Origin of the sequence: Actinomadura napierensis (assembly GCF_039529375.1) — a bacterium.
Lineage (GTDB): Bacteria > Actinomycetota > Actinomycetes > Streptosporangiales > Streptosporangiaceae > Spirillospora > Spirillospora napierensis.
Genome location: NZ_BAAAMR010000102.1, coordinates 13,093 through 34,734 on the forward strand (window position 1 = coordinate 13,093; position 21,642 = coordinate 34,734).

Consider the following 21,642-nt stretch of genomic DNA (forward strand, 5'->3'; position numbering starts at 1 on the left):
GTCTCCTCCATTTCGCCCCTCCACCTCGGATTCCAACGGGCTTCAGTTCCTGTCCGGGATCTCCATTTCCTTGTACAGGTGCAGTTCCTTGTCGGTACTGGTCGCAGCGGGCAGCGACCTGCCGTGTCCGCCAAGGATCTCACCTCGACTGACTCTCTCATTCGCGGTGAACCATTCGTAGGACTGCCCACGCGGATCCGGCGGCATCGAACTTCCGTCGGCCATGCCGAGGGGACGAGCCCGAGGGTAGTGAACAGGAAGGTCCTGTTTCCCTTGCGCGGCGGCAAGGAATGCCTCCCGCATCGTCTTCAGCGCCTTTGATTGACTTACCAATGCATCGAAGACCTCTTGGATCCCGGCTATCGGCGCCGATGGGCCATCCGGCTGTGCATCCGCGGAAAGGCTGCCATAGTATTCGACCCACTGATCGGTCGAATACAGGTCGGTTTTCGACTCGTCGATGGAGAGATGAACGCTGCCGAAGCCGAGGGGCTTACCGAGCCCTATACGGTGGTGCTGTCCACGGTCGAGCGTGAGCAGCCACAGCAGAGCACCGAGTTCGGCATCGCTGAGGTCGCGGACCTCAACGGTGAACGTGAACTCGGTGTCCTTGTTCACCCAGCCGCGAACGGACCGGTTCTGGGAGTCTCGCTGGGCATCTCCGGCAGTCGCGAAGGCCTGGCCGTCCTCGGTGAGGCTCGGGCCTTCCACATCGGACGCTATTTCGCGCGGCCGTCGGTATTCTCGGTAGCCTTTCCCGCTGACGTTCTCCTGCGTCGGATCCTGTCCCGACGTGTCGACTCCCTCCCAGTAGCGGGCCTCGTCGGCGATGCGGGCATGATGCCAGTAGACCTTACGCCCCCGCAGTTCGAGATTAGTTGCGTAGTAAATCTTCTCTTTCGTCCGGGGTGAATCGTCTTTTAGAATCGTGTCGGACTTATCCGCCAGGTAGAATCGTCCTTGACTCGGCTTGGGTTGGCCGAGGATCGCGAGTGGCAGGCCCTTCTCGTCTGCGAACTCCGTCACCGCGCCCTCCGTGCTCACGCACTCAGCATCGCGGAGCCGTAGACGGCCTCGGTAGGAGGCGGGGCGGACGCTGGAACCTTCGGGTGCGACCCAGCCGAACACGCGATCGGCCGGCGACAGTTGCTCGTACGTCGGCGCCGGATACAGGCTGTCGTCCAACATCTCGGCCGGCGTCCGCATCGAGATGTCGCGCGGTATGGCCACCGGGTACAGATTGACGATGCGCCCGCCCCGCTCGAGGGCGTAGCACAGGGTGCGCGGCCCCAATACCTTTCGGTCTTTCTGCCAGAGGTGCGGGCTCCAGGCGAGCTTGCCCGGCTCTTCGCCGAAACACTCACCAGGTCCCCGATTCTGCTCATTCGCGTCTCTGCGTTCCCAGATCTCCGCTTCCGTGTGGGAGTTCTCATAGTTCTCTATAATCTTGTTCCAGCCGTCGCGTAGCTGACGGGAGAGCGGCTTGGCCTGCGGCTCCTTGTACGTGAGAAAGACTTGGGCGTGCTGCTTTTTGACCGCATTAGGGCCGGTGAGAAATACATACCCGAAGTAGAAGTCCTCGGAATCGTAGGCCTCGCCGTCGGACATGGTGGCGATCTCGACGATGGTCTCGATCCCGCGTCGTGTCTCGTAGCGGACCAGTGCCTCATCGCCGTGTTCGGGGATCTGGTTCGTGTCTCGGTACTTCAGCGGCGTATTGCGTCCGTAGAACGGCAGGCGCACCGCATCGCAGAACTCCAACTGCTCGCCATCGTCGGTGACTCGCACCGGCCGCATGCGTTGCGCGGTGCGACGCCAACCGAGGGGCCGGGTGTGCGGGCCTTCGTGGACGTCGAAGACGCCGAAGCGTGATCCCGTCACCGCTTCGTAGGCGGAGCGCAACATGCCCTTGAGCGACGTGGCGGGAAGGTGAGGGCGGTGCCCCTGTCCCGGGCGTCCCCGGTACAGGACCGGATAGATGAGGTGGTCCGTGTTCTCCGTGTCGGGGACGGCTCGCGCGGAGTCGAGCAGCAGAAGCGGGGTCTGCACGGTGAGCCTGACGCTGATCGCCCCCGTCCAGCGGTTCCGATGGAGCCGGTCGTGACCGAGTGGCCGTGCGTCCCGGAGGACTTCCGGCAGTTCCGACTGGGGGGCGACCGGGACGAAGGTATACGGGTTGAGGAAAGGCGCCCCGGTGTCGGGTTCGTACTCGGTCTTCGGTCGCCTCGGGGCATTCGCCTGAGGCTGAGCCGCCAGTCGCCGGGGCGCAGGTCGCTGGGGTGCAGGCTGCCGGGGCGCAGTGGCCGCTTCCACGTTCTGACGCTGCCGGTTGAGTTGCCTGCCCAAAGCGCTGGGGTTCGGAACCGAACCTGGCGTGTTGTGCGGCTGGTCTGGCATCAGGAGTCCTTTGGGCGGGACGGGGCGATGGTCTCGAAGTGGAGGAGGCGTTCCTCGGCTATGTAGGCGTTGCCGTGGACGGGTTCCACGGCGATGTATTCGCACGTGGCCAGGCGGGCGTGGTCGCCGGTGATGTCGGCCGGGATGGAGAGGGTGCCGATGCGTTCGGTCGCGAGCGTCGTCCAGCCGTCGCCGGCGGAGCGGGCGACGCGGCCCCACAGCAGGTAGCCGCCGGTGCAGGTGTCGACCGCGTTGATGGGGGCGAGCTGTTCGCCGAACTGGTTCGGGATGGCTGCGTCGTTTTCGGAGAGGACGACGGCGCGGCCCTTGCCGTCGGCGATGTGCAGCCAGCGCAGTTCGCTGGTGGGCGTGAAGACGCGGGCTTCGAAGACGTCGTCGGGGGCGATCGTTCCGGAGCGTGACTTCAGCTCGCGGGCGTCGTCCACGAGACCCACCTGGTACCGGCGGGCGGTGGCGAGGAGGGCGACGCCGCCGGCCGGGGCGGCCTCCCGCAGTGCCCACCGGAGGGTGACGTCTTTCGTCGCGGCGGAGTGCAAGGTCACCGTGTTCACGCGTTCACCTCCGTTGAGGACAGGTATTGCTTCCACGCCTCGTCCAGTTGCGGCTCTTCCAGGGCTTTGGCGAGGGTGGTCCCGTCGGGCCATCGGCCGCCGGTGAGGGTGGTCGAGAGGACGGTGATGTCGCCGAAGCCTCGGGTGACCATGCCGCCGAGCGGAATGCGGCGGTTGGCCAGGTCGCGGAGGACGAGCAGAAGCAGCGCGAGTTCGGCGTCCTGGCTTTCACCGAGGTGGGTGAGGTCGACGGTCAGGTTGATCGGTTCCCAGTCGATGGCGTGCGGTTCCAGGACGCTGTAGAGGCGGCTGTGCGAGGCGCCGCCCGTCCAGCGGTCGATGGCGACGTGGTCGGCCTGGTCCATGCCGAGGTCGTTCAGCTGCTTCCGGTCGTCTTTCGACAGCTTCGGCCGCTCCTGCGGGTCCGTGCCGGGGGGCGCGTCAGTCAGTGCTTTCCACACCTTGGCCGGGATCCTGGTTCGGCTGACGCATTCGTGGGCGGTGAGCGCGCCTGCCGCACCGCCGGTCCTGCTCCGGCCGGCGCCGAAGAGGTTCCGGACGGCGGGGAGCTGGTCGAGCTGGTCTCGGAAGCTGTCACTGTGCTCGCGCGGCGTCGCGTTCGCGGCCGGCCGGTTCGGTGCGCACACCTGTCGTGCGGTGCGTTCGATGAACTCGGCGTGGCTGCGCAGGGCACCCTTGATCGATCCGCCGGTGAGGGTGAGACCCAGGGATTCGCCGTTGAGGCGCGTGGTCAGCGGGAGCGTCCCGATCGCCGGGCCTTCGCCGCTTTCGCGGACCATGACGGGCGCGGCCGGCTCCCAGTCGATGCGAATCCTCAAAAGGGCACGCCGGTCGGGCAGCGCAGCGGTTTCCAGGCGGGCGTCGGCGGGCCGCCCGCGCAGGATGGCCAGGAGTCCGGACGGCTTGGTGAGGTCGTGTTCGTGCACCGACAGCGGCGATTGGAGCAGTGACACCGTTCCCAGCCCACGGCGGGTGGCGCCGCCGAGCTGGATCTCTTCGGCCGAAAGCGCCGCGAGCAGGGCCGCGAGACGCCTTCTGTCCTCGTCCTGGTGCTCGGTGGTGGATTCGATGTCCATCTCGAAGCCCAGGTAGCTGCCGGGAGGGACGACGGTGCGGGTGTAGAGGAACTCGGATGCGGCCGCGCCGGTGAAGCGGTCGATTCCGACACCGTGCCGGGTCGGGAGCGTCACCGGGTCGATGGGGTCGCGGGGAAGTCCGTAGCCGTTGAAGGCGGTGGACGTGGCGATGACCGCGTCCCGGAGCACCGCGCGGCTGGCGTTGCCCGCGTTCGCGACGCCGTCGGGGACGAAACCCCACAGGTCGTCCAGCGCGCCGCGCCGGGTGTCGGTGCCGCGCATCCAATTGCGCAGAGCGCCGGCAAGGCCGGTGCCTGGAACGTAGACGTGGCCCTGCCCGTCCACTGCCACCGGCAGCGCATCGGCTGGATCGAGGGCGATGCCTCCAACGTGAAGCGGGGTCTGGACGCGCAGCCAGCCGCGGACGCGCAGCCGCCGGTCCATCGGTCGTCCGGTGCGGTCGGTCATGCCGTCGCCCCCTGTCCTTCGTGTGCGGCGCGGCGGGTGGAGGCGGCCAGGCACGCGGTGATGAGGGTGCGCAGCGCCTCGCGCCGCAGCTCGGTGGGCAGCACCCGGGGCCCATCGCTGGTCAAGCAGAGTTCCGCGGTGGGCAGGGCGAGCAGGACCCACAGCCGGTCTTCGGTGGTCAGCAACTTCTCCAGGGCGTCGCGGACGGCTTCGGATTTCGGCCATCGGGCCGTGAGGCGAGCGATGCGCTGCCGGAGGGTCTCGGAGTCCTCACCGAGCCGGTTCAGCAATCCCCGGACCGAGTTGAGCCGGGACGCGCTCAGCTCGGTGAGGGGACCGAGGATCTGATCGACGCCGGAGGCGTGCTGTTCGGCCCGCCGCCAGATTTCCGCACGCCAGGCCGCCCGCTCGATGAGCCGTGCTTCGACATGCCCGTCCTCGCCGGGCAGAAGGTCACCGGGGTCGGTCACCTTTGGGCGGCCCGTAACGGAGGCGCCGGATGACGTGACGGGGCCGGCCAGGAGCGGGTCGTTGAACCGGACCTGACCGAAGCCCTCGCCGCGCCGCTCTCCCATACCGCCGAGTTCGACGGCGGCCAGGGCGTCCGGGCCGATGCCGCCCTCAGTGACTTCGAAGGTCAGGCAGCCGCCCGCCGCGAGACCGAGCAGGCTCGGGCGGGGCAGGCCCCAGCCGACCTGCCAGGAGTCGGTGCGCGACATCTCGTAGGACGTGGGGACGAGGCCGGCGTCCTCCATGACGGGCCCAAGCGTGACGTCGATCTCGCCCGCGCGGGCGAACGCGTCGCACAGTGCCCGGGCGAAATCGGCGGGGTCCGCACTGGGGGCGAGCCGCCTGTCGCGGACGAGCACGTCCGACAACAACCAGACCCGCAGCCGATCGCCCTTCCGCAGAGACGGGACGGCGCCGGGACGGGCCGGGCCGTCCGGCCGCAGCCGCGCGGTGACCTTCGCCAGCCCGTAGTCGTCCTTGCGGGACCGGCCGAGCCGCCACGTTTCGGTCAGCCGGTCGTGCCAGCCCTCGGTCAGCACCCCGGTTCGGACGCGCACCTCGGCGGCCAGCATGGTTCCGGGTTCGAGCGCCCGGTACACATAGACGCCGCCGAGGCTTTCGTCGGGACGCTGCGTCTCGTCCTGGACGGTGTTGTGCATGCGGGTGACGAAGACGGGCCTGTGGACCGCCAAGACTCCCCCGGGTTCGGCGCTGACGTAGCCCGAGCGGAGCCGTTTGAATGTCGCGTCCTCGTCGCCCGGCTGCTGGACCATCCAGTTGATGATCTGGTCCTGGTCGTCCTTGGCCGCGGCGAGGACGCGCGGTGCCGGACGGCCCGGCCGCCCGTCCACCAGCGGTGTCGCGGAGGTGACCACGAGGTCGCCGCGCCGGGCCGCGGCCGCCGCGCCCTCGCCCAGGAGCGACAGGACGGAGCGCAGCATCAGCCAGCCGGGAATGTGGTCGCGGCCGCTGACCAGGTTCCCGATCGTGCGGTCGTGGGCCAGCAGCGGTGTCAGGAGTTCGAATGTCAACTCGGCTCGTTCCCACGATTCCTTGGAGGGCGACGTCTCCGCCCCGAGAACCGGCCCTCGATCGGCCGGTGCGGGCGGCGCCGCTGGAGGCTGCGAGAGGACCGCCTCCAGGTCCTCGGACGCGGGAGGCATTCCAGGGCCGGAGGGCTCCAGCCGGCAGCGACCCGCTCCACGGCGGCGTTTGCCGCCGATGCCCTCCACCAGCACCGCGCCGGCCCACAGCAGAGCCAGCGCGCAACGCCGCTGCGATTCGGTGAGCGAGCCGGACAGTTCGGCGGTCCCCTCCAGCGTCATGCCGCCGCGAGCCATCTCCTCGTAGCGGAGCATCCCCTCAAGCGCCGTCCCGGTCGCCGGGTCGATGGCGACACCCGGCTTGACGAACGTCACGGCTTCGCGCAGCCGAGGCCGGGCGGCCAGAACCGGGCCGAGCCGTCCCGGGAAGTGCAGCGGGCCGCGCAATACGAGGGCAGCCGGACGTGGATGCCGAGTCGATGAATCCGGCCTCCGTCCCGTCTCCTTCGCCGCATGGGAGGGCTGACTGCCGAACAGGTACTCCAGCCAACAATGCCAATCCCCGGTGTAACCGGAATCCAGCGCATTCGCGGCCACCTCGCAAGCGTCGCGCCACACGCCGATGAGCGTCTTGGCCGGGACGAACGGCAGCCCGTACGAGTCGCGCTGCACCCGCCGGTCGATGTGGCCGTGCGCCGCGGTGCCGGTCCCGATGTGCCAGTCGCTCAGCATCCGCAGGTGCAGTTTCAGCTCCGCGGTCATGCCCGCGCCTCCTCGTCGTCCGCGATGCGGGCATCGGTCGGCAGGAACCCGACCGCGTCCATCGCGTCGAGAAGCCCGGTTCGATGTTCGCCGTCATGGGACCAGAACAGCGAACTGTCGCCATCGCCTAGAGTCTTCGCAGCCGGCTGGTTTCCCATCCGCATCGTGAGCATGGAGAACCGCGCGTCGGCGACGTCCTTCCCGAGGAACAGCCCGGCGCGCAGGTCATGGGCCTGCCCGGCCGCCAGGACCTGCTCTCCCTCCTCGTTCGTGCGGGTCAATTCCTGGACGCGGGCACACAGGTCGTCCCAGTGCCGATGACGGGACCATCCCCCGGGGTCCTCACCTGCCTCACCCACCACATAGGGCTGCGCAGTGAGGCGCGTGCCATCGGGCAGCGTCGTCTCGGTGCGCAACCGGGCGAGGTTAGCGAACGCGCTCTCGTAAAGTGCGTGGAAGGACAGCGCGCACCGATTCGGGCCCAGCTGCTTCTTGACGCTTTTTGCCTCCTTCGTCAGTCCCTCCGCGAGTTCGGCCGCACTGTGGAACGGGTAATGCCGCTTGACGATCGCGACACCCGCGCACGCGCCCAGTTCCGGCTGGCCGGCTTCGCGCAGCAGGTCTCCGACTCGGGGATCGGCCTTGGCGCAGTCGGCGAACGCACGGAGATACCGTTCGGCGAACGACAGCGCCATCGCGCCGTCGCAGACGACGGTCAGGTCGTCACCGCCAAGAACGAGCGGAAGCAGTGGCAGCTGTTCCTTGGCCGACTGGTCGTTACGTTTCTCGACCAGCGGAAACGCCGGTTTCCCGTCCTGTCGGATCGTCCGTTTCAACTTGTCGAGCGTGATGCGGACCGCCTTCACCGCGCAGTCGTCCACGCCTGTTGACAGGCCTCGCAGGGAGTCCACGTATGAACGGGCGGTGGCCTCGGACCCGATGATCCTTGTGAAGTTCTGGAAGACCTTGCCCAGACCGTTTCCGTCCGCATGCACGACGGCCACCCAGTCGGCACGCTCGGCCAGATGGTCGACCGCCTCGCGAAGGCCGGCGCGAACCGCCTTGTCCTTCTCCGTGGCCGCAAGCCCCATCTTGACCGCCAAGCGCCCCAGCGCGTCCTCGAATGCGTCCAACTTGGCCATGCTCGGCGCCGACCGGGGCTCGGGGTTCGCCCCCTCAGCGAGGACGACCGGCTTCTGCGCGGGGAGCCCGCTGGATCCGCAACGCGCGGCGACCGGCACACCGGCGAACCTCAACTGCGGCCCCGGCCTCGTCATGGCCACCCTGGACAGCAGCTCACGGGTTCTGCCGATCCCCTCCGCCAGGCCCCCTGCGTCGGCCCACTCGACCGGATCCCCCACGACCCCGCAGACGTCCAGGCCAGAGGCCTCGCGCAGCGCGCGGAGTGTGATCGCGGTCACCAGCCGCCGCCCGACCTCGCGATCACGCACCAGCGCGGTCACCCCACCCGCGTTGGCCGTGACCACCTCCACCGGATGCCCCTCGATCGAACGGTGCCGATCGGCGCTGCCCACAACCTCCATGAGCGCCTCGTCCAACCACGCATCCTCGACCCGAGTGATCAGATACGAGGCACCGACATTCTCGCGGCGTTTGTTCGAGGAGAAGATGTAGCGCTGGTTGCCGAACGTCCCGATCACCACGGCATGCACCTTCATGCGTTCCCCCGCCTCCCACTTCCATCATCCGCCCCGTACTGATGGACGGACCGCACCCGCTGCCCGCCAATGACCTCTGACGTGCAGATATTCGCTCGTCCATCAGACATCCGTGAAAACCCCGAAGAAGCTTCGTGGTTTTCTCGGTCCATGACTTCTCCGCAGCGGAACCCTAATCGACAAGATGCGGGACGCCGGTCGGATATACGAGAGGTTCCTTGTCCTCAAGTGGCCTCGCACCGACGGTTCAGAGGCGCGTGATGTACACCTTTCACGCGGAAGACAAGTTCGGGACACGGCACCGGCGCACAACCGAAACGGGTGGTGGCAGTGACAGAGCAGTATCGGCCCGACGGTCCACGGCTCACGGTGATCGGCTCCCTCAACAACGCGCTCGGCTCCGGGAGCCTCAAGCAGTTGTTCGCCGACGGCAGCGCGGAGATCGCCATCGGCTCGGCCGTCGCTAGCGGCTTCGGCGTCGAGGCCGTCAAGTCGCTGATGACCGGAGAGGCCAACGGGCGCTGGTGGTTCGTGCTCGCCTGCGTCGTCGGGGTCGGATCCATCGCGTACGGGTTCGTACGGCGGGAGCACCTGCGACGGCGCCTGCAGCGGCAGGTCCGCGTCGGGATCGTCGTCACGGCCGCCGACTCTGCACGGAGCCTGGTGTACGCACGGCAGCTCGACGGCCAGGCCGAGGCCTACAGCCGCAGCACCTGCGCCATCACGATCAAGTCAGACGTTCAGCTGCCGACCGGCGGCACCGCACCCGGCCACCTGATCGAGGCCCTCGCCGACCGGACGATCGAAGCTATGGCGATGGCGGAGCAGCTGTCCCCTAACGCCATCCAGATCGATCTGATCCCGACCATGCGCCTGCACGCCGCGTTCTGGTACGGCGCCAGACTCGGCCACACCCACTCGCGGAGCGTCATGGTCCACGAGCCAAGCCACACCGGTGACACCCCGTCCCACTTCCCCGCCGTGCGGCTCATAGCAGGCGAGCCCGAAGCCCAGCCGCTCACGGTTCACGGTGTTGAGCCCCTCAGCGGCGGCGACCCCACGCTCACCGCGCTCGCCTTGGACCTACAGGCCAGAGGTGAGGCCTTCTACGCACCGGTACGCAAGACCTGCCAAGAGGAAGGCATCGGCAACCTGCTCCGCCTGAGCAGCCCGGTCGAGCGACTGGCGGAGAACACCGAGACCTTCACCGCCGCAGTCGCGCAGGTCTGCCGCGCCTGGATCGAAGCCCAACTTCCGGACGGCGCCCGCACCGGCCGGCACGCGATCTTCCTCAGCGGCCCGGTCGCCGTCTCCGTCGCACTCGGCGCCAGACTGGCCTCCGCCGACCACGGCCGCTGGACCGCCTACACCTACGACCCCGCCAACAACACCTACGAGCCTTTCCTGTCCGCGCCCACCACCTGAAGCCGGGCCACGGAAAGCATTCGGCTCACTCGACCAGCCACGCTAACGCCCAGCCGCCCTGATCGGCCAAGAGTTGCTCTTCAGCACCACCTTGACCGCCGCTCCGCTCGTAAATTCCACCGCGAACCCGAGCAGCGGACTTTCAAAGATCCCCGAGCCGCCCTGACTCGAAATCGGGCGGCTGGCCGGTCCCAGGGCAGCCGCTTGACCAAAGCTACAGGTCAGGCTTCAACCTCCAATACGACGCACTCACATTTCCATTTTCAATCCGACGATGTTTTGGTTGAGCGCTGCGACTACACCCGAAAGGTGTGTGGTCTTCGTGACCCTGCTGTTTCAATCCGATGCAGTTTTATTGGGCGCTGTGACTGGGACTACGACCTCAAGGCGCTGGTGCGCTAGTTTCAATCCGATGCGGTTTGGCTGAGCGCTGCGACCTCGGCTCGAGCATCGCGCCCGGCCAGCGGCTCACGGTTTCAATCCGATGCGGTTTTGTTGAGCGCTGCGACCCCATGCCACCCAAGGGCGCGCTGGTGTTCTGGGGTTTCAATCCGATGCGGTTTTGTTGAGCGCTGCGACTTCAACGCCAAGGTGCTCGACCGCATGAGTCCGTTCTGTTTCAATCCGATGCGGTTTTGTTGAGCGCTGCGACAGTACCTCAGATTATGGGGGTCTGACCTGCAGGTTTGCAAGATCATGCGCCAACCTCCCTCGGAGCGATCTTGAAGGCGCCCTCAAGATGATCTTCAAAGTCTTGTTTGCCCAGGTCAACGGGCGATTTTGGGGTGTGCGCCAACCTCCGTGCATATCCAGTAATGGTCGGGTGCTGGCTTCCTCAACGATTGTGGGCATCGAGGCAAGGGGCTGGATAGATCTGGTGTTACGGCTGAGCAGGCGGACAGCCCACGGCCGAGGGTAGTGGGCCGCTTGGTGACTGGTGAGCGCCTGCAGCGCTATGGCGGGGGTGAACGAGGTTACGGCGACCGCTCCCGGGCGCCGGGGCCGCCCCGGGCTGAGAGCGTTGGCCACGTTGCTACGGGAGGGACGACACCGAGCACAACTATCGCGGCCGATGCGAACCGGCAAGCCTTGGACGCGCGGGCCCTGACTGTGTACGGCCGCACCGTCGAGCGCCTTCACGCAGACCAGAGCTGCTTTGCGGGGTGTGCACCGGCATGCGGCCAACTACATTGACCGTAGGTGCGGCTTGGGCAGGCTGGTCATCGGGCGTCCTCTGCCAGCTCTTCGAGTTGCGCGCGGAGGTGTGTGAAGCGGGTGACGAGTTCCAGGCCGGGGCTGTTCTGGCCGCGCAGTCGTTGGAACACGTCGATGGAGGCGCGGAGGGACTCGATAGCCTTCTCTGAGGCGGGCGGGGTCTTCGACAGTTTTCGTTTGCCCGGCTCGGACGGCTGTTGGCGTTGTTCGTCCCGGAGCCGGTCGAGGAGGTGGGCGTAGGGACTCTCGTTGCGGTAGGTGTTCAGCTTCTTGAGCGGCGAGAATCGGGCCCTCAGGGCCTTCCATGTGTCCCAGTCGAAGAGTCCTGGACGAAGCACCTCAACGGCTGTGTAGCAGGCGGGCCATGGTTCGTCCGCCAGGACGTGGGCTATCAGTTCCAGGCGGCGGCAGGCGAGCGCGCAGCGAGTGTCCTCGCTCGTTGTCGGCGACGCGTGGCCGTAGAGGTCGTAATGAAATTGGGCGGCGGCTTCGCGGGCGATGGCCAGGGCGGGTGAGCCGTTGGCGAGGAGCGCCCAGGCCGTGCGGGTGTCGAGGCGGCGGACGGCCGCGGACGCGAGCCGGGCGAGACGCGCGTCCATGCCGAGCCGGCAGAGGGTGAGACCCGCTTCGTTGATCACCGTGCGGAGTGCACGGTCGCGGACGAGTTCGGCGACGCGCAACGGGCAGGCGGCGTTCAGGGACCATTGGACGGCGGCTGCGACCATGCCGTTCACCGTCACGGGCTTCCCGGAGTTGATGACGAGGAGGATCTCGTCCACGTCGCGGAGACTGGTCGAGTTGTGCAGACCGGTGGGTTCGGCCTTGCCAAGTTCGGCCAGAATCTCCGCGTTGATGTCGGCGGCGTCACCAGGTGCGGTGGAGAAGGGGCCGAGGACGGTGGCGTCCAGGCTTCCGGCCGGTGCGGTCGCGCGCGCGAGGGTCGCCCAGGACCGGGCCCGGTCCATGGTTTCTTCGCTGGCGAGCAGGCGCAGCCTGATGCGGCCGAGGCGAGCGAGGGAACCGCGGTGCCGGGACGCCCAGTCGATGACCTCCCGAACGGCTGCCTGGCCCGCCTGGTCGTTCGGGTCGTGCCTGGCGACCTTCCCGACGCACATCAGAACGAGGACGTCGCCGGTTCCGAGGACGGGCCATACCGTCATCCCGCGTTGCCTCACCATTCCGGGGACCGGGTCGCTTCCTTCCCATTGGTCGGCGTTCGCGAGCAGCGAGCCGGGCAGGCGGCGGGATCCGGGCGGGTCGAGGTGTGCTTCGTGCGAGGTGCTCCGGTCGAAGAAGTCGATGAGCTCGACGTCGCCTATCAGCGCCGCATGCCGTGTCTGGGGAACGGGCGCGAGCCTACGGCGGGCTTCTTTGATCTGGCTCGCGCCGCCGCGTCTCTCCGGGTCGCTGAGCTTCCTGGCGAGGTCGTCGATCACCCAGCGGGCCGATGCGGATACCGCGGCGGCCTCTTTCTTGGACGGTCTGCTGATCCGCTGGGTGAACCAGGTGCGCAGAAGCGAGTGGTCGACGGCCTCGCCCCGGCCGAGCCGTTCGTAGAAGGCGGCCTGGACGGCGAGCCAGAGTTCGGCGAGCTTGTCGAGTTTCCCCTTGTCGAGCCCCGGGCGAGGGGTGGTGGTCTGGGCCAGGCTGATGTCGGCGCGTTGCCGGGCGGCGAGCAGCCGCCAGAGGTCGGCGTTGGGCGGGTCGACGGCGGCGAGTTCGTCCCAGAAGCGGTGCCGCAGGAGCCAGTTGCGGAGCGTGTCCCGCGGATCGATCAGGTCGCGCAGGCGGTAGGCGGCGGACGGTTCGTCGACCGGGAGGAGGGTCATCGGCACGCCCGACTCGATGCCGGCGAGCAGGACGCCGGCGCCGAGGGCATAGGAGCCGCTGCCGGAGGTCAGCAGGCATTCATCGGGGGCGAGTGCGGTGAGCATCGACTTCATGGGTTCGACGCTGTGACGGACGGTCGGTTCGGCGACCTGGAGGATGTGCAGCCGCTCTGCCGGGATCGTCCGGCCGCACAGGCCCTCGGCGGAGCACAGCAGTTCCTTCATTCGCTGCGCATGTTCCACGAAGGGCTGCTGGGACGGGCCATGGATGTTCGTCGTCGCGACGACGAGGAGGCCGCTGATGCCGGTGCCGGACTCGGTCAGGCCGTCGAAGATCTTCCGCAGGGGCCTGCGGTCGTCCGGGCCGCCGTGGAAGTCGATCGGTGCCGGGGACGTCGCGAGAGGTTGCCAGCCGAGGTCGCCGCCGCCGATCGGGTGGATCAGCAGCGGCGCCACGTCGGTTCTCTCCGCCCTCACGGGTGCAGACGTCAAGATCGCGTCCTCGGGAATCTCCGGCGCGGGGTGGGGAGTCCCCGGCCGTGCCGGGGAGGTCATCGGCCAGTTCGACCAGCACGGTCGGCGCGGCCGCCTTCGCTCTGACGGATTCTAGTTTCCTGGGTTGGAGCCGGTGTGGCGGCTGGTTCGTCGCCGAATCTTTCGCGGACACCTTGTTCGCCGGGAGCGGGTCGCCGAGGCGGATCCCGGCGACACGGCCGTCCCTGACCTCGAACGTGAGGCAGTTTCCGGCGGCGAACCGCAGGAACGCGGGCCTGGGCAGCCGCCGTTCTCTGTGCCAGGAGTCGGTTCGAGCGATGTCGTAACGAGCCGGCACCCTGGCTCGCCCTACGGTTTGCTGCGGTGTCCGCGGTTCGCTCGATGTGGCGCACGTCGGATAGGTCGTTGCCCTGGCGTGCCGGGACGACCACCGCGCACGCACACCTTGGAACCACTGTCCGGCGGCGAACACCGCGATTGGGTCGTCCACACCGCCCTATGAACGGCACCGCGCGAGAACCGTCCCGTGGCACTGGGGATGATCGAGGTCAGCCTCTGCTCAATGGTGCGGACTTTCGACATCTGTGGAGCGCGTTGGTCGCGGCCATCCGCTGGTCCGTAGGCTCTCCGACGCTCGATGCCACGGATGGGCCGATCACCGGCCTGCTCGATACGGCCGCGGGCCAGATGATTCGCCGCCTTGGATGCGGCGAATGGATGTTCAGACTCGCGGCCGCGCAACGCCATCCAGCTCAGCAAGCCGCCGTCCTTCTCCAACGGGGCTTTCGACGAGTCACTCTCCGCTGTACAGACCGAATGACTCCGGAAGACTTCCGTCCGTCTTCCCTCGGCCCCGAGGCGCAAAGCAGCGCCGTCTACGCGCGCCCCCGCAGGAGTCCGTAGCTGAGTGAGAGGGGGCCGTGTTATCTCTCGCCGCCGCCCGAGGCAGTGTCTGCCGACGAAGGCCAGGGCCACCACGAACCACACAAGACGGCCATATCGGACTGCCGCGGGGAGGCCTCGGACTTCAGACCAGGGTGTCCAGAGAGTGACGTCAGAGGACCCTGGGGTGCGGTCCGTGTGACGTGATCACACACGATCCAGAGTGATAGATGAGTGATAGAAGATCTTGAACAGAGGTTCAAGTCCGGCGATCAAGGCTCTGACCTGGGGAAATGTGGAGCGGGTGACGGGAATCGAACCCGCGCTGTCAGCTTGGGAATAGTTTCGATCTTGCCTGCTGGTGCCCCTGACCTGGCGCAGCGTCGTACCGCAAGTGACCGCGAGTGCCCCTTGATCACCCTGGCTAATGGCCCGCTAATGGCCCGCCACCGCCCCACTGACCTCAACCTAGCCGCCCCGCCTGCACCGACTGTTGCGACAGTCTCATGCTGGCACCGGGGGCGCCTTACGGCCTTCACCCGGTGCTTCCTTAGACCAGGTTTCAACCTTCGGGCGCGACTGTGCGCATCATACTTTGCGCATATCGACTCCGCACTTGAACAATACTGGCTTTGCGTTGATTATCTGGCCATATTTGCAACAAGTAGCTGTCGATAATCCCGCCATCATAACCAGCCCATTCCCCTTCGTCCATTTTCAGTGCATGATAGCGTATGCGATAACTACCCGGGCCGCGGGAGAGTGGAGGAAGAATTTCTAGGTACCCATTTCCCCAATGACTATGAACGGCCACAACTCCGTCATGCAGCTCGATCGGGAGTTCAACGACATCTTCGTAATCAGAAAGTCGTGGCCCTGGGTCGATTGAAGCCAGACAGACGGTCAGATTGACGGTTCCATCTTTGCGGCCGACGACAAAGGAGGCTCGCTGCGCTGCAGATCTGGCGATTCCGATATCGGTTACCCCTTCTTCACCTCCAGTGATGGGAGAGACCCCTTCCTCGATAAGAAAGAAGTGATGAGAGTTGACGCGTACTTCAAGCCGGATCGTCTCGATCACGAAACCTATCACTTGTAAGCATGGTGCCACTAAAGGGTTGACTTGCCGTGCCGATCATAATCGGCGCGACCACGTTTCGGTTAACCGAAGGGCAACTTTAGTATGGCAACCCAGGCCTGACCTAGTCCCCGTCGGCACTGTCCACCTCTGCGGCGCACGTGCGGTCCCAAAGTTCATGGGCTTGTCCGCGGGCGAACATGATGAGTTGACTCGCGCTCCTTCGGTCCGGTGATCTTGGGTGGTGACGTATCGCCATGACCTGCCTCCCCACCAACCTCCGCGCCGTGACTCCCTCATCGCGGCACTGCTCGATGTGAAGTTCGAACGGCGGGTGACGCCGATCCTGGTCCGGTGGCTCTACGTCCTGGCCCTCGTCGTGATCGGCTTCGGCACGCTGTTCGCCCTGCTCTGGGTGTGGTCGCTCGCCTCGTGGATGGGCTGGGCCATGTGGCTGGCCGCGCCGATCGTCGTCGGCCTGGGCCTGGCCGTGCTCCTGGTCATCCGGATCATCTGCGAACGCATCATCTCCAAGACCCAACCCGTCCCCCCGCCGGCACCTCCGCCCTACGCGCCACCTGTGCAGCCCCCGCATGTTCACCGACCCTGACCCGGGCACCCTCCCGCACAGACGCGCAACGCTCCGGGGTGCTCGTTCGCGCGAACGGCGCGCAAGGTGAGACAGACCGTTTCGCGCGAACGAGTGCCCCGGTTCCAGGAGGGGTCTGGGGAACCACGGGGTTCCCCAGTCACACACGCTCAACCGCCCTTAGGTGTCTTCGGTATGTCAGAGGCGACGGGCATCATCGCAAGACGTTGCCGCCTCTCCTGATCACGAAACGGAGCCCATCCGATGGCCAGACGCTTTCAGACCCAGGTATTCGTGGAGTACGGCCAGTATTTCATCATGGATGCTGGCTCGGGTATTGAGGTCTATCCCCACTACACCAAGAACGGGGTCGTTAACGTGGTGCCCGGCGCAGCTAATGTCTCAACGGGCCTGCATACCGGGAGGATCCTGGTTGGTGTAGAGCTCGTGAACAGCCCGCCGACACTAGAGACTGAACCGTGGACCGACGTAGTCGAAGTGGCCTTCGAATCAATCAGCGGGGACACTCGCCTCTTCGATTTCACGGGCATGGGGCCCAAAGGCGTGCCACCATTGATGGAGCACCCTGGTACCTATCGGATCCGCTTCCATGTCAGAGGCCGAGACGCGGTGGGTTGGGACTCGGGCATCGGCTGGCCTGGAGATCATGCGCCCCCGCCCGACGAGGACGGCACCTGGCCGACAGAGATCGACGGTGTGCCCATCGAACAGCACCTTCTTCAAGTGTGGCCTTCGCCCGAAGGCGGGCCTGATGTTCTCTACAAGACAACCGATCTAGTGGGGGCCTATCGCCGAAAGCGAGCGGAGGATCGGTGACGGGCGACTCATTTTGCACGGACGGTGCCGCGCTGCTCTGGTCAACGTTGCGAGTCACTTGCGGCGGTGAGGCACTCACCTGACGCTTTGTTGCAGTCTTCGGGGTCTCCGCTGCGGGGTTGGGCGGCCGCGCACGGCGGCGCGAGACGGGACCGGACGGAACAGGCCGCACGCCCGGCTCGCAGAGCCGGGCGCGGCCGCCGGCGACCGCGAAGCGGGCGCCCTTGAAAACGTAAAGAAAGTTCTCATCCGGCCCCGGCGCGTCGGGCGTGGCCTCACTTCGTGCCGGACTGGCCCCTTACGTTGAGCAGGGCTCGCATGGTCTCGGCTGGCGTCACGCAGCGGAACCCGGTGTCGTCGTCGAGCATGTCCGCTGACGCGTCGTTGAACGTCGACGGTGCGCAGCGGAGGAAGGGGCTCGTGAATGCGCTCCCCTTCAGCTCGTAGCGGCCGGGCTCGGACTCGGTCGAGCACCAATCCCACGTGTTGCCGCACATGTCGTAGACGCCGTACGGGCTGATGCCGCTGGCGTAGCAGTCAACGGGGGTCGTGCTGCGCTTTCCGCCTTCTCGGCAGTTGACCTTCGCGGGGGTCCGCTGGCTGCCCCACGGATAGATTTCGCCTCGCGTCCCTCGGGCGGCCTTCTCCCATTGCTGGGCACTGGGCAAGGCTTTGGCGGACCACTGGGCGTAGGCGTTCGCGTCATGCCACGTGACGAACACGACCGGATGGTTATCGAGTCCCTCGGGGATTTCGCCGTTTTCCCAGTGCTGCGGGGGCTTGGAATCGGTCGCAGCGACGAACCGGGCGTAGTCGGCGTTTGTGGTGGGGAACACATCGATGTAGAACGCCGGGAGGTAGACGGGTTCGGCGTTCTCGCCTGCGAAGTAGACGCCGGCGGGGACCAGCGTCATCAACTTCCCGTCAATCGGGTGTCTGACCTGGTCTTCGTCACCGACGGGCACGTCCGGCTCTGACTCGGGGCTTGCTGGCTGCTCTGAGGACACGCTCGGATCTTGAGCGGGCGCGGCCGGGCTCGTCAAGCCGATCATCTCGGCGAAGCGGGCCTGCACCTCGGGGCTGGAGGCGGCCAGGACGGTATCTAGACCCTGTTGGTTGATGGCTCGGGGAATCACGTTCCCCTTCTCCCACCTGACGATCATTCGTTCGCTTACACCGAGTTCTGCGGCGAATTCGACCTGACTCACTCGCTTCGCGTCCCGCAAGGCTCGGGCTTCCTTGCCTGTCCAGCGTGAGACTGTGGGGGGCATGTCATGCTCTCCGTAGCGGGTGGGTGCTCAGACGGCTTCGGCCGGGATCTCTTCGTATTCCTTACGAAGGGTCTCCATAATCGGATGTGCGTCGGGGAACTCCACCTCGTTAATGGCCGTGATCGCTCGCACGCCAATGGCGGTGTTGGTCGCGAATGCGGCTTCCATGCGCGGCAGGTCGGAGAGGTTGACGGGGCCAAGGGATGTCGCGTCGTGCACCTGGTGCAGTAGGCGCATGGTCACGCCCTGGAGGACTTCGGCGTTAGGCCAGATGACTTGCTGGCCGTCGAAGAACCCGATGTTCCACGTTGCGCCCTCGGAGACGTACAGGTCTGGGTCGGTGAAAACGCAGTCGTCGAATCCGTCGAGTTGGGCGTTGCGGCGAAGCCAGAGAGCGCCGAACAGGCCGATGTGCTTCTGTTCGGGCAGCTCGCGCACGTAGGGGACGGATTGCACCCGGAGCGGAGACATCGGCCATGCCCCGGACGGCCGGGTCGTGACGAGAACCTTCGGCTCGGCCTGGGCTCCGGGGTGGCCAAGTTCGAGGTCCGGGTCATAGATCGTGACGCGGACGACGAACGCGCCGTCCCGCCCGGCGGTGGCCTGCCTGACGTACTCGCGGACCTGTTGGCGGTCCAGCTCGTGCCCGAAGAGAACTCGGCAGTCTCGGACAAGTCGTTCTAGATGATGCGAAAAGCCTCTGATGCGCTGGTCTTCCATGCGCATCGACGTGAAGTGGCCGTAGTTCACGAGAGCCAGAGCTTTGAGCTCATCCGGGGTGACAGGTACGCCGTTGAGTTCAGCCATGGGGCTCAGTGTGTCAGCCGGTACGGGCTGATCGCAGGACCGGGTGCAGGACAAGTTCAGTGCTGCGTCGGTGTCAGGACATGGGAATGGCGTGATCGACACGACACCGTAGATGGCATGAGCGGTCGTGTGCGTTCGGAAGACAAGGTGGTGCGGCTCGCGATGCCGCGTGTCCGCAGCAATGGCAGGCGGCCGAGCAGGCTGACCGAGCAAGAGCGGCAGGTTCTTCTCTCCGAGCTTGCCGAGGTCACGGCAGAACTGAACGAGCTTCAAGCACGAACGATGGAGATCGCGGCCCGCGTCATCAACACGACTCCCACTCAGCACGTCCGCCCGGCCTGACGGCCTACGGGCGCCGGATCGCGCCCCCTTCCCTCGGAGTCCTCCCATGGCTGACAGCTTCAATCGGCGTCGTCGCGCTCCTTCTTGGCGCGAACCGGCTCTAGCGCTGGTGGCGGCGCTGGAAGGGCGGGGCCTGGTCGCCACGGTGGCGGGACACGGGGCCGTCCGAGCGGAGAACCCGGCGGGGCAACCAGAGAAGGACGACCCTCGCGGCCGGGCGCTCGGTCCCGGCCTGCGGCAAGAGGTCCGGTGCCGGCACCAGGATGACGGCTCGCTGTGGTGGTTCTGGGTCTGGTGGGCGGCATCCGGTGAAGCCGAGCCGGACACTGAGCCGCTGTGCCCGATCGCTGACACCGAGACGGCTGCCGATCGGATTGCACGCGTGCTGGCGGCTCCCTACGCCTACGCGGCCGAACGTCCGGTGACAGACGGGGGACTGTGATGACTGGCCGCGCCGCCCGCGTCGTGCTGCCGGACGAGGTAGCGGCATGGCCACTCACAGACCAGATTCAGCGGGAGGGGCGGGCCTTGGCCGTCTGGTACGGCAAGGCCACCGGCTCGTGGTGGGCGCTGGTCGCGCTGCCTGGTCACGTGCTGGGAACACGGCGGGAGCGGTTGGTAGAGGCGGCGAACCCGGCGGAGTTGCGTACAGCGATCGCTCATCCAGAGGGCTGGCCGTGGCCTCGCTGAGTTAGGCGCCGTCGCGACGATCTCTGGTCCCGTTCCTCTGCGGAGGGGCGGGGCCTCTTGCTGTCCGAAGCGGGCCGTTCCGAGGGCTGGCCGGCGACCGCGGTTAGAGATTCCTCGTCCGCTCGTCGATCTCGTCGAGCCTGGCGCTCTGGCGTCGTAGGTGCTCGCGGATCTCTTGGAGCTGGGCCCATAGGAGCGTGAACTCTTCGCTTGGCCCCTCGGCCGCGTCCTCGGACTGCTCGGAGGGCTCCGCGTGCGGCGGCTGCTTCGTCACGATGCTCGGAGTGCCCTGCCTGCTCATGATGAGGCCCTCTTCGCGCAGAACGGATAGCGCCCGTTCCACCGTGGCCCCAGCTGCGCCGAACTGCTCCCCCAGCTTCGCTATGGAGGGCAGGGTCTCCCCCACCGTGTACCGCCCCGCGGCGATGTCCTCGCGCAGCTCGTCAGCAATGCGGACGTAGACCTTCCGCCGGTCCGCCGCTCCGGGTTTTCCCATGTCAGCAGCATAGCCGCCCGCCTTAGGTTCGTGCGTTCCTAGGAAAGTTTCGGCCATCCGCTTGACCCACCCACTTTCCTATGTAACCTAGGAACGTAGGAATCCAAACGATGGCCTCGGAGGCTGACGTGCGAAACATCCCGGTGGATCTGTCGGCGCTGACGTTCGTGTGCGTGTCGGCGCCGCGTCCCAAGCTGGTCAACCAGGAAACGGGGGAGGTGAAGACGGACCGCGACGGCAAGACGGTGTTCACGGTCGGGCTGTCGGCGGCTGACGCCATGGGCCGGGTCGAGTTGGTGAACGTGTCGGTTCCGGGCGACCAAGACGTGACGATCGGGCAGATCGTGACGCCGGTCGGGCTGGTGGCGTTCCCGTGGGAGCAGGTGATCGGCGGTCAGAAGCGGTGGGGTGTCGCCTACCGGGCATCCCGTATCGCGGTGGCCGGTCCGGTCGCGGTCCCGAACGCTCCGGCCTCCTCGTCGGCTCCGTCCGTTGCGGCGGACGTGGCCTGAACGGCGGCCCGGTCATGAACGACTTCTACACGGTGCTCGGGGTCCTGGCCGCTGCGGCGGCCGGGCTCTGGGCCTGGCGCCGGTGGCACCCGGTCTCGTTCTGGTACGGCGTCGGCTTCCCGGCCCGCGCGATGCTGGTGTACCTGACGTGGCATCACGTCGCGTCCGGCTGCAAGCTGACCCGCAACCGGCGCCGGTTCCGCCTCACCCTCGACGCCGTCCCGGTCATGGGGCTGGCGTCCCGGTCGGCGGCGACCACGGTGCAGCAGAAGCGGCGGGTGCGGCGGGTCGACGTCGAGCGCGCCCCTCGTCTGGGCATCCTGCGGCCGACCCGGCTCGGTTGGCGTATGCGGCTGCGGCTGCATGACGGGCAGGTTCCGGCGGACTACGAGAAGGCGGCCGAGGGCATCGCGCATGCCTGGCGTGTGCATTCGGTGCGGGTGGTCGACGTCCGGCCCGGCTACGTCACGCTGTGGGCGACCATGCGGGACCCGCTCACCGAGGTGACGCTGTCGCCGGCGCCTGCGGAACTGCTCAAGGTCCGTCCCGGCAAGCTGGAGAACGGCGCGGACTGGGTGATGGATTTCCGCACCGTGCCGCACTGGCTCAACGCCGGGGCGACGCAGTCCGGCAAGTCCAACCTGGC

Annotated in this window: 16 protein-coding genes, 1 pseudogene and 1 CRISPR repeat array; of the genes and pseudogenes, 7 read left to right on the forward strand and 10 right to left on the reverse strand. The window is 66.9% G+C overall.

The window, feature by feature from the left end:
- Positions 1-42 precede the first annotated feature (42 nt).
- Genes ABD296_RS38550 through ABD296_RS38570 form a run of 5 tightly spaced genes read right to left on the reverse strand, consistent with a single transcriptional unit; the run spans position 43 to position 8,528 of the window.
- Entirely contained in the window at positions 43-2,397 is a 2,355-nt protein-coding gene (locus tag ABD296_RS38550; RefSeq protein ID WP_344279408.1) for a TIGR03986 family type III CRISPR-associated RAMP protein, read from the reverse strand.
- The gene (gene csx19 / locus ABD296_RS38555) at positions 2,397-2,969 is read right to left on the reverse strand and encodes a type III-D CRISPR-associated protein Csx19 (protein ID WP_344279411.1); all 573 of its coding nucleotides are present in this window, start codon (positions 2,967-2,969) and stop codon (positions 2,397-2,399) included. The genes ABD296_RS38550 and csx19 overlap by 1 nt, the downstream gene beginning before the upstream one ends.
- On the reverse strand, positions 2,966-4,534 hold the full coding sequence (locus ABD296_RS38560) for an RAMP superfamily CRISPR-associated protein (RefSeq protein ID WP_344279414.1): 1,569 nt from the start codon (positions 4,532-4,534) through the stop codon (positions 2,966-2,968). Before ABD296_RS38560 ends, csx19 begins: the two co-directional genes overlap by 4 nt.
- Positions 4,531-6,849 (reverse strand): RAMP superfamily CRISPR-associated protein, encoded by a 2,319-nt coding sequence (locus tag ABD296_RS38565; protein ID WP_344279417.1) that lies wholly within the window; start codon positions 6,847-6,849, stop codon positions 4,531-4,533. The genes ABD296_RS38560 and ABD296_RS38565 overlap by 4 nt, the downstream gene beginning before the upstream one ends.
- On the reverse strand, positions 6,846-8,528 hold the full coding sequence (locus ABD296_RS38570) for a Cas10/Cmr2 second palm domain-containing protein (RefSeq protein WP_344279420.1): 1,683 nt from the start codon (positions 8,526-8,528) through the stop codon (positions 6,846-6,848). The genes ABD296_RS38565 and ABD296_RS38570 overlap by 4 nt, the downstream gene beginning before the upstream one ends.
- Positions 8,529-8,858: 330 nt before the next feature.
- On the opposite strand from ABD296_RS38570, the gene ABD296_RS38575 reads away from it, so the two are divergent.
- Positions 8,859-9,953: an SAVED domain-containing protein gene (locus ABD296_RS38575; RefSeq protein ID WP_344279423.1), complete on the forward strand. Its 1,095-nt coding sequence runs from the start codon at positions 8,859-8,861 to the stop codon at positions 9,951-9,953.
- Positions 9,954-10,286: 333 nt separating this feature from the next.
- Positions 10,287-10,605: a CRISPR direct-repeat array (repeat unit 36 nt; unit sequence GTTTCAATCCGATGCGGTTTTGTTGAGCGCTGCGAC).
- Between the two features lie 568 nt (positions 10,606-11,173).
- Here the strand turns inward: ABD296_RS38575 and ABD296_RS38580 are convergent.
- Together ABD296_RS38580 and ABD296_RS38585 are read right to left on the reverse strand one after the other, a co-directional pair.
- On the reverse strand, positions 11,174-13,474 hold the full coding sequence (locus tag ABD296_RS38580; protein WP_344279426.1) for a hypothetical protein: 2,301 nt from the start codon (positions 13,472-13,474) through the stop codon (positions 11,174-11,176).
- A gap of 1,462 nt (positions 13,475-14,936) precedes the next feature.
- Positions 14,937-15,455, reverse strand: a complete 519-nt coding sequence (locus ABD296_RS38585; RefSeq protein WP_344279429.1) for a hypothetical protein — start codon at positions 15,453-15,455, stop codon at positions 14,937-14,939.
- A 241-nt stretch (positions 15,456-15,696) separates the two neighbouring features.
- Between ABD296_RS38585 and ABD296_RS38590 the strand changes: the two genes are divergently transcribed.
- Together ABD296_RS38590 and ABD296_RS38595 are read left to right on the forward strand one after the other, a co-directional pair.
- Positions 15,697-16,062, forward strand: a complete 366-nt coding sequence (locus ABD296_RS38590; RefSeq protein WP_344279431.1) for a DUF4282 domain-containing protein — start codon at positions 15,697-15,699, stop codon at positions 16,060-16,062.
- Positions 16,063-16,305: 243 nt separating this feature from the next.
- Entirely contained in the window at positions 16,306-16,878 is a 573-nt protein-coding gene (locus ABD296_RS38595) for a hypothetical protein (RefSeq protein ID WP_344279434.1), read from the forward strand.
- 275 nt (positions 16,879-17,153) lie between these two features.
- On the opposite strand, the gene ABD296_RS38600 is transcribed toward ABD296_RS38595, so the two are convergent.
- Entirely contained in the window at positions 17,154-18,104 is a 951-nt protein-coding gene (locus ABD296_RS38600) for an SUMF1/EgtB/PvdO family nonheme iron enzyme (RefSeq protein ID WP_344279437.1), read from the reverse strand.
- A gap of 72 nt (positions 18,105-18,176) precedes the next feature.
- Positions 18,177-18,956 carry an aminotransferase class IV family protein gene (locus tag ABD296_RS38605; RefSeq protein WP_344279440.1) on the reverse strand — a complete coding sequence of 260 codons (780 nt, stop codon included), beginning with the start codon at positions 18,954-18,956 and terminating at the stop codon, positions 18,177-18,179.
- A gap of 117 nt (positions 18,957-19,073) precedes the next feature.
- Between ABD296_RS38605 and ABD296_RS38610 the strand changes: the two genes are divergently transcribed.
- A complete protein-coding gene (locus ABD296_RS38610; RefSeq protein ID WP_344279443.1) occupies positions 19,074-19,298 on the forward strand; it encodes a hypothetical protein in 225 nt (74 codons plus the stop codon).
- A 46-nt stretch (positions 19,299-19,344) separates the two neighbouring features.
- Positions 19,345-19,740, forward strand: coding sequence for a hypothetical protein (locus ABD296_RS38615; RefSeq protein WP_344279446.1), 396 nt, complete (start codon positions 19,345-19,347; stop codon positions 19,738-19,740).
- A gap of 351 nt (positions 19,741-20,091) precedes the next feature.
- On the opposite strand, the gene ABD296_RS38620 is transcribed toward ABD296_RS38615, so the two are convergent.
- Entirely contained in the window at positions 20,092-20,484 is a 393-nt protein-coding gene (locus ABD296_RS38620; protein ID WP_344279449.1) for a winged helix-turn-helix domain-containing protein, read from the reverse strand.
- A 128-nt stretch (positions 20,485-20,612) separates the two neighbouring features.
- Between ABD296_RS38620 and ABD296_RS38625 the strand changes: the two genes are divergently transcribed.
- Together ABD296_RS38625 and ABD296_RS38630 are read left to right on the forward strand one after the other, a co-directional pair.
- The gene (locus ABD296_RS38625) at positions 20,613-20,996 is read left to right on the forward strand and encodes an SCO3933 family regulatory protein (RefSeq protein ID WP_344279452.1); all 384 of its coding nucleotides are present in this window, start codon (positions 20,613-20,615) and stop codon (positions 20,994-20,996) included.
- Positions 20,997-21,010: 14 nt separating this feature from the next.
- Positions 21,011-21,642: pseudogene (locus ABD296_RS38630) on the forward strand (FtsK/SpoIIIE domain-containing protein); the annotation flags it as partial.

What these genes read in the sequence shown, in the direction of transcription:
- ABD296_RS38595 (WP_344279434.1), top strand. Translation starts at nt 16,306, where the DNA reads ATGGCCAGACGCTTTCAGACCCAGGTATTCGTGGAGTACGGCCAGTAT.
- ABD296_RS38570 (WP_344279420.1), bottom strand. Translation starts at nt 8,528, where the DNA reads ATGAAGGTGCATGCCGTGGTGATCGGGACGTTCGGCAACCAGCGCTAC.
- ABD296_RS38620 (WP_344279449.1), bottom strand. Translation starts at nt 20,484, where the DNA reads ATGGGAAAACCCGGAGCGGCGGACCGGCGGAAGGTCTACGTCCGCATT.
- ABD296_RS38565 (WP_344279417.1), bottom strand. Translation starts at nt 6,849, where the DNA reads ATGACCGCGGAGCTGAAACTGCACCTGCGGATGCTGAGCGACTGGCAC.
- ABD296_RS38560 (WP_344279414.1), bottom strand. Translation starts at nt 4,534, where the DNA reads ATGACCGACCGCACCGGACGACCGATGGACCGGCGGCTGCGCGTCCGC.
- ABD296_RS38605 (WP_344279440.1), bottom strand. Translation starts at nt 18,956, where the DNA reads ATGGCTGAACTCAACGGCGTACCTGTCACCCCGGATGAGCTCAAAGCT.
- ABD296_RS38615 (WP_344279446.1), top strand. Translation starts at nt 19,345, where the DNA reads ATGGCTGACAGCTTCAATCGGCGTCGTCGCGCTCCTTCTTGGCGCGAA.
- ABD296_RS38610 (WP_344279443.1), top strand. Translation starts at nt 19,074, where the DNA reads ATGAGCGGTCGTGTGCGTTCGGAAGACAAGGTGGTGCGGCTCGCGATG.
- ABD296_RS38550 (WP_344279408.1), bottom strand. Translation starts at nt 2,397, where the DNA reads ATGCCAGACCAGCCGCACAACACGCCAGGTTCGGTTCCGAACCCCAGC.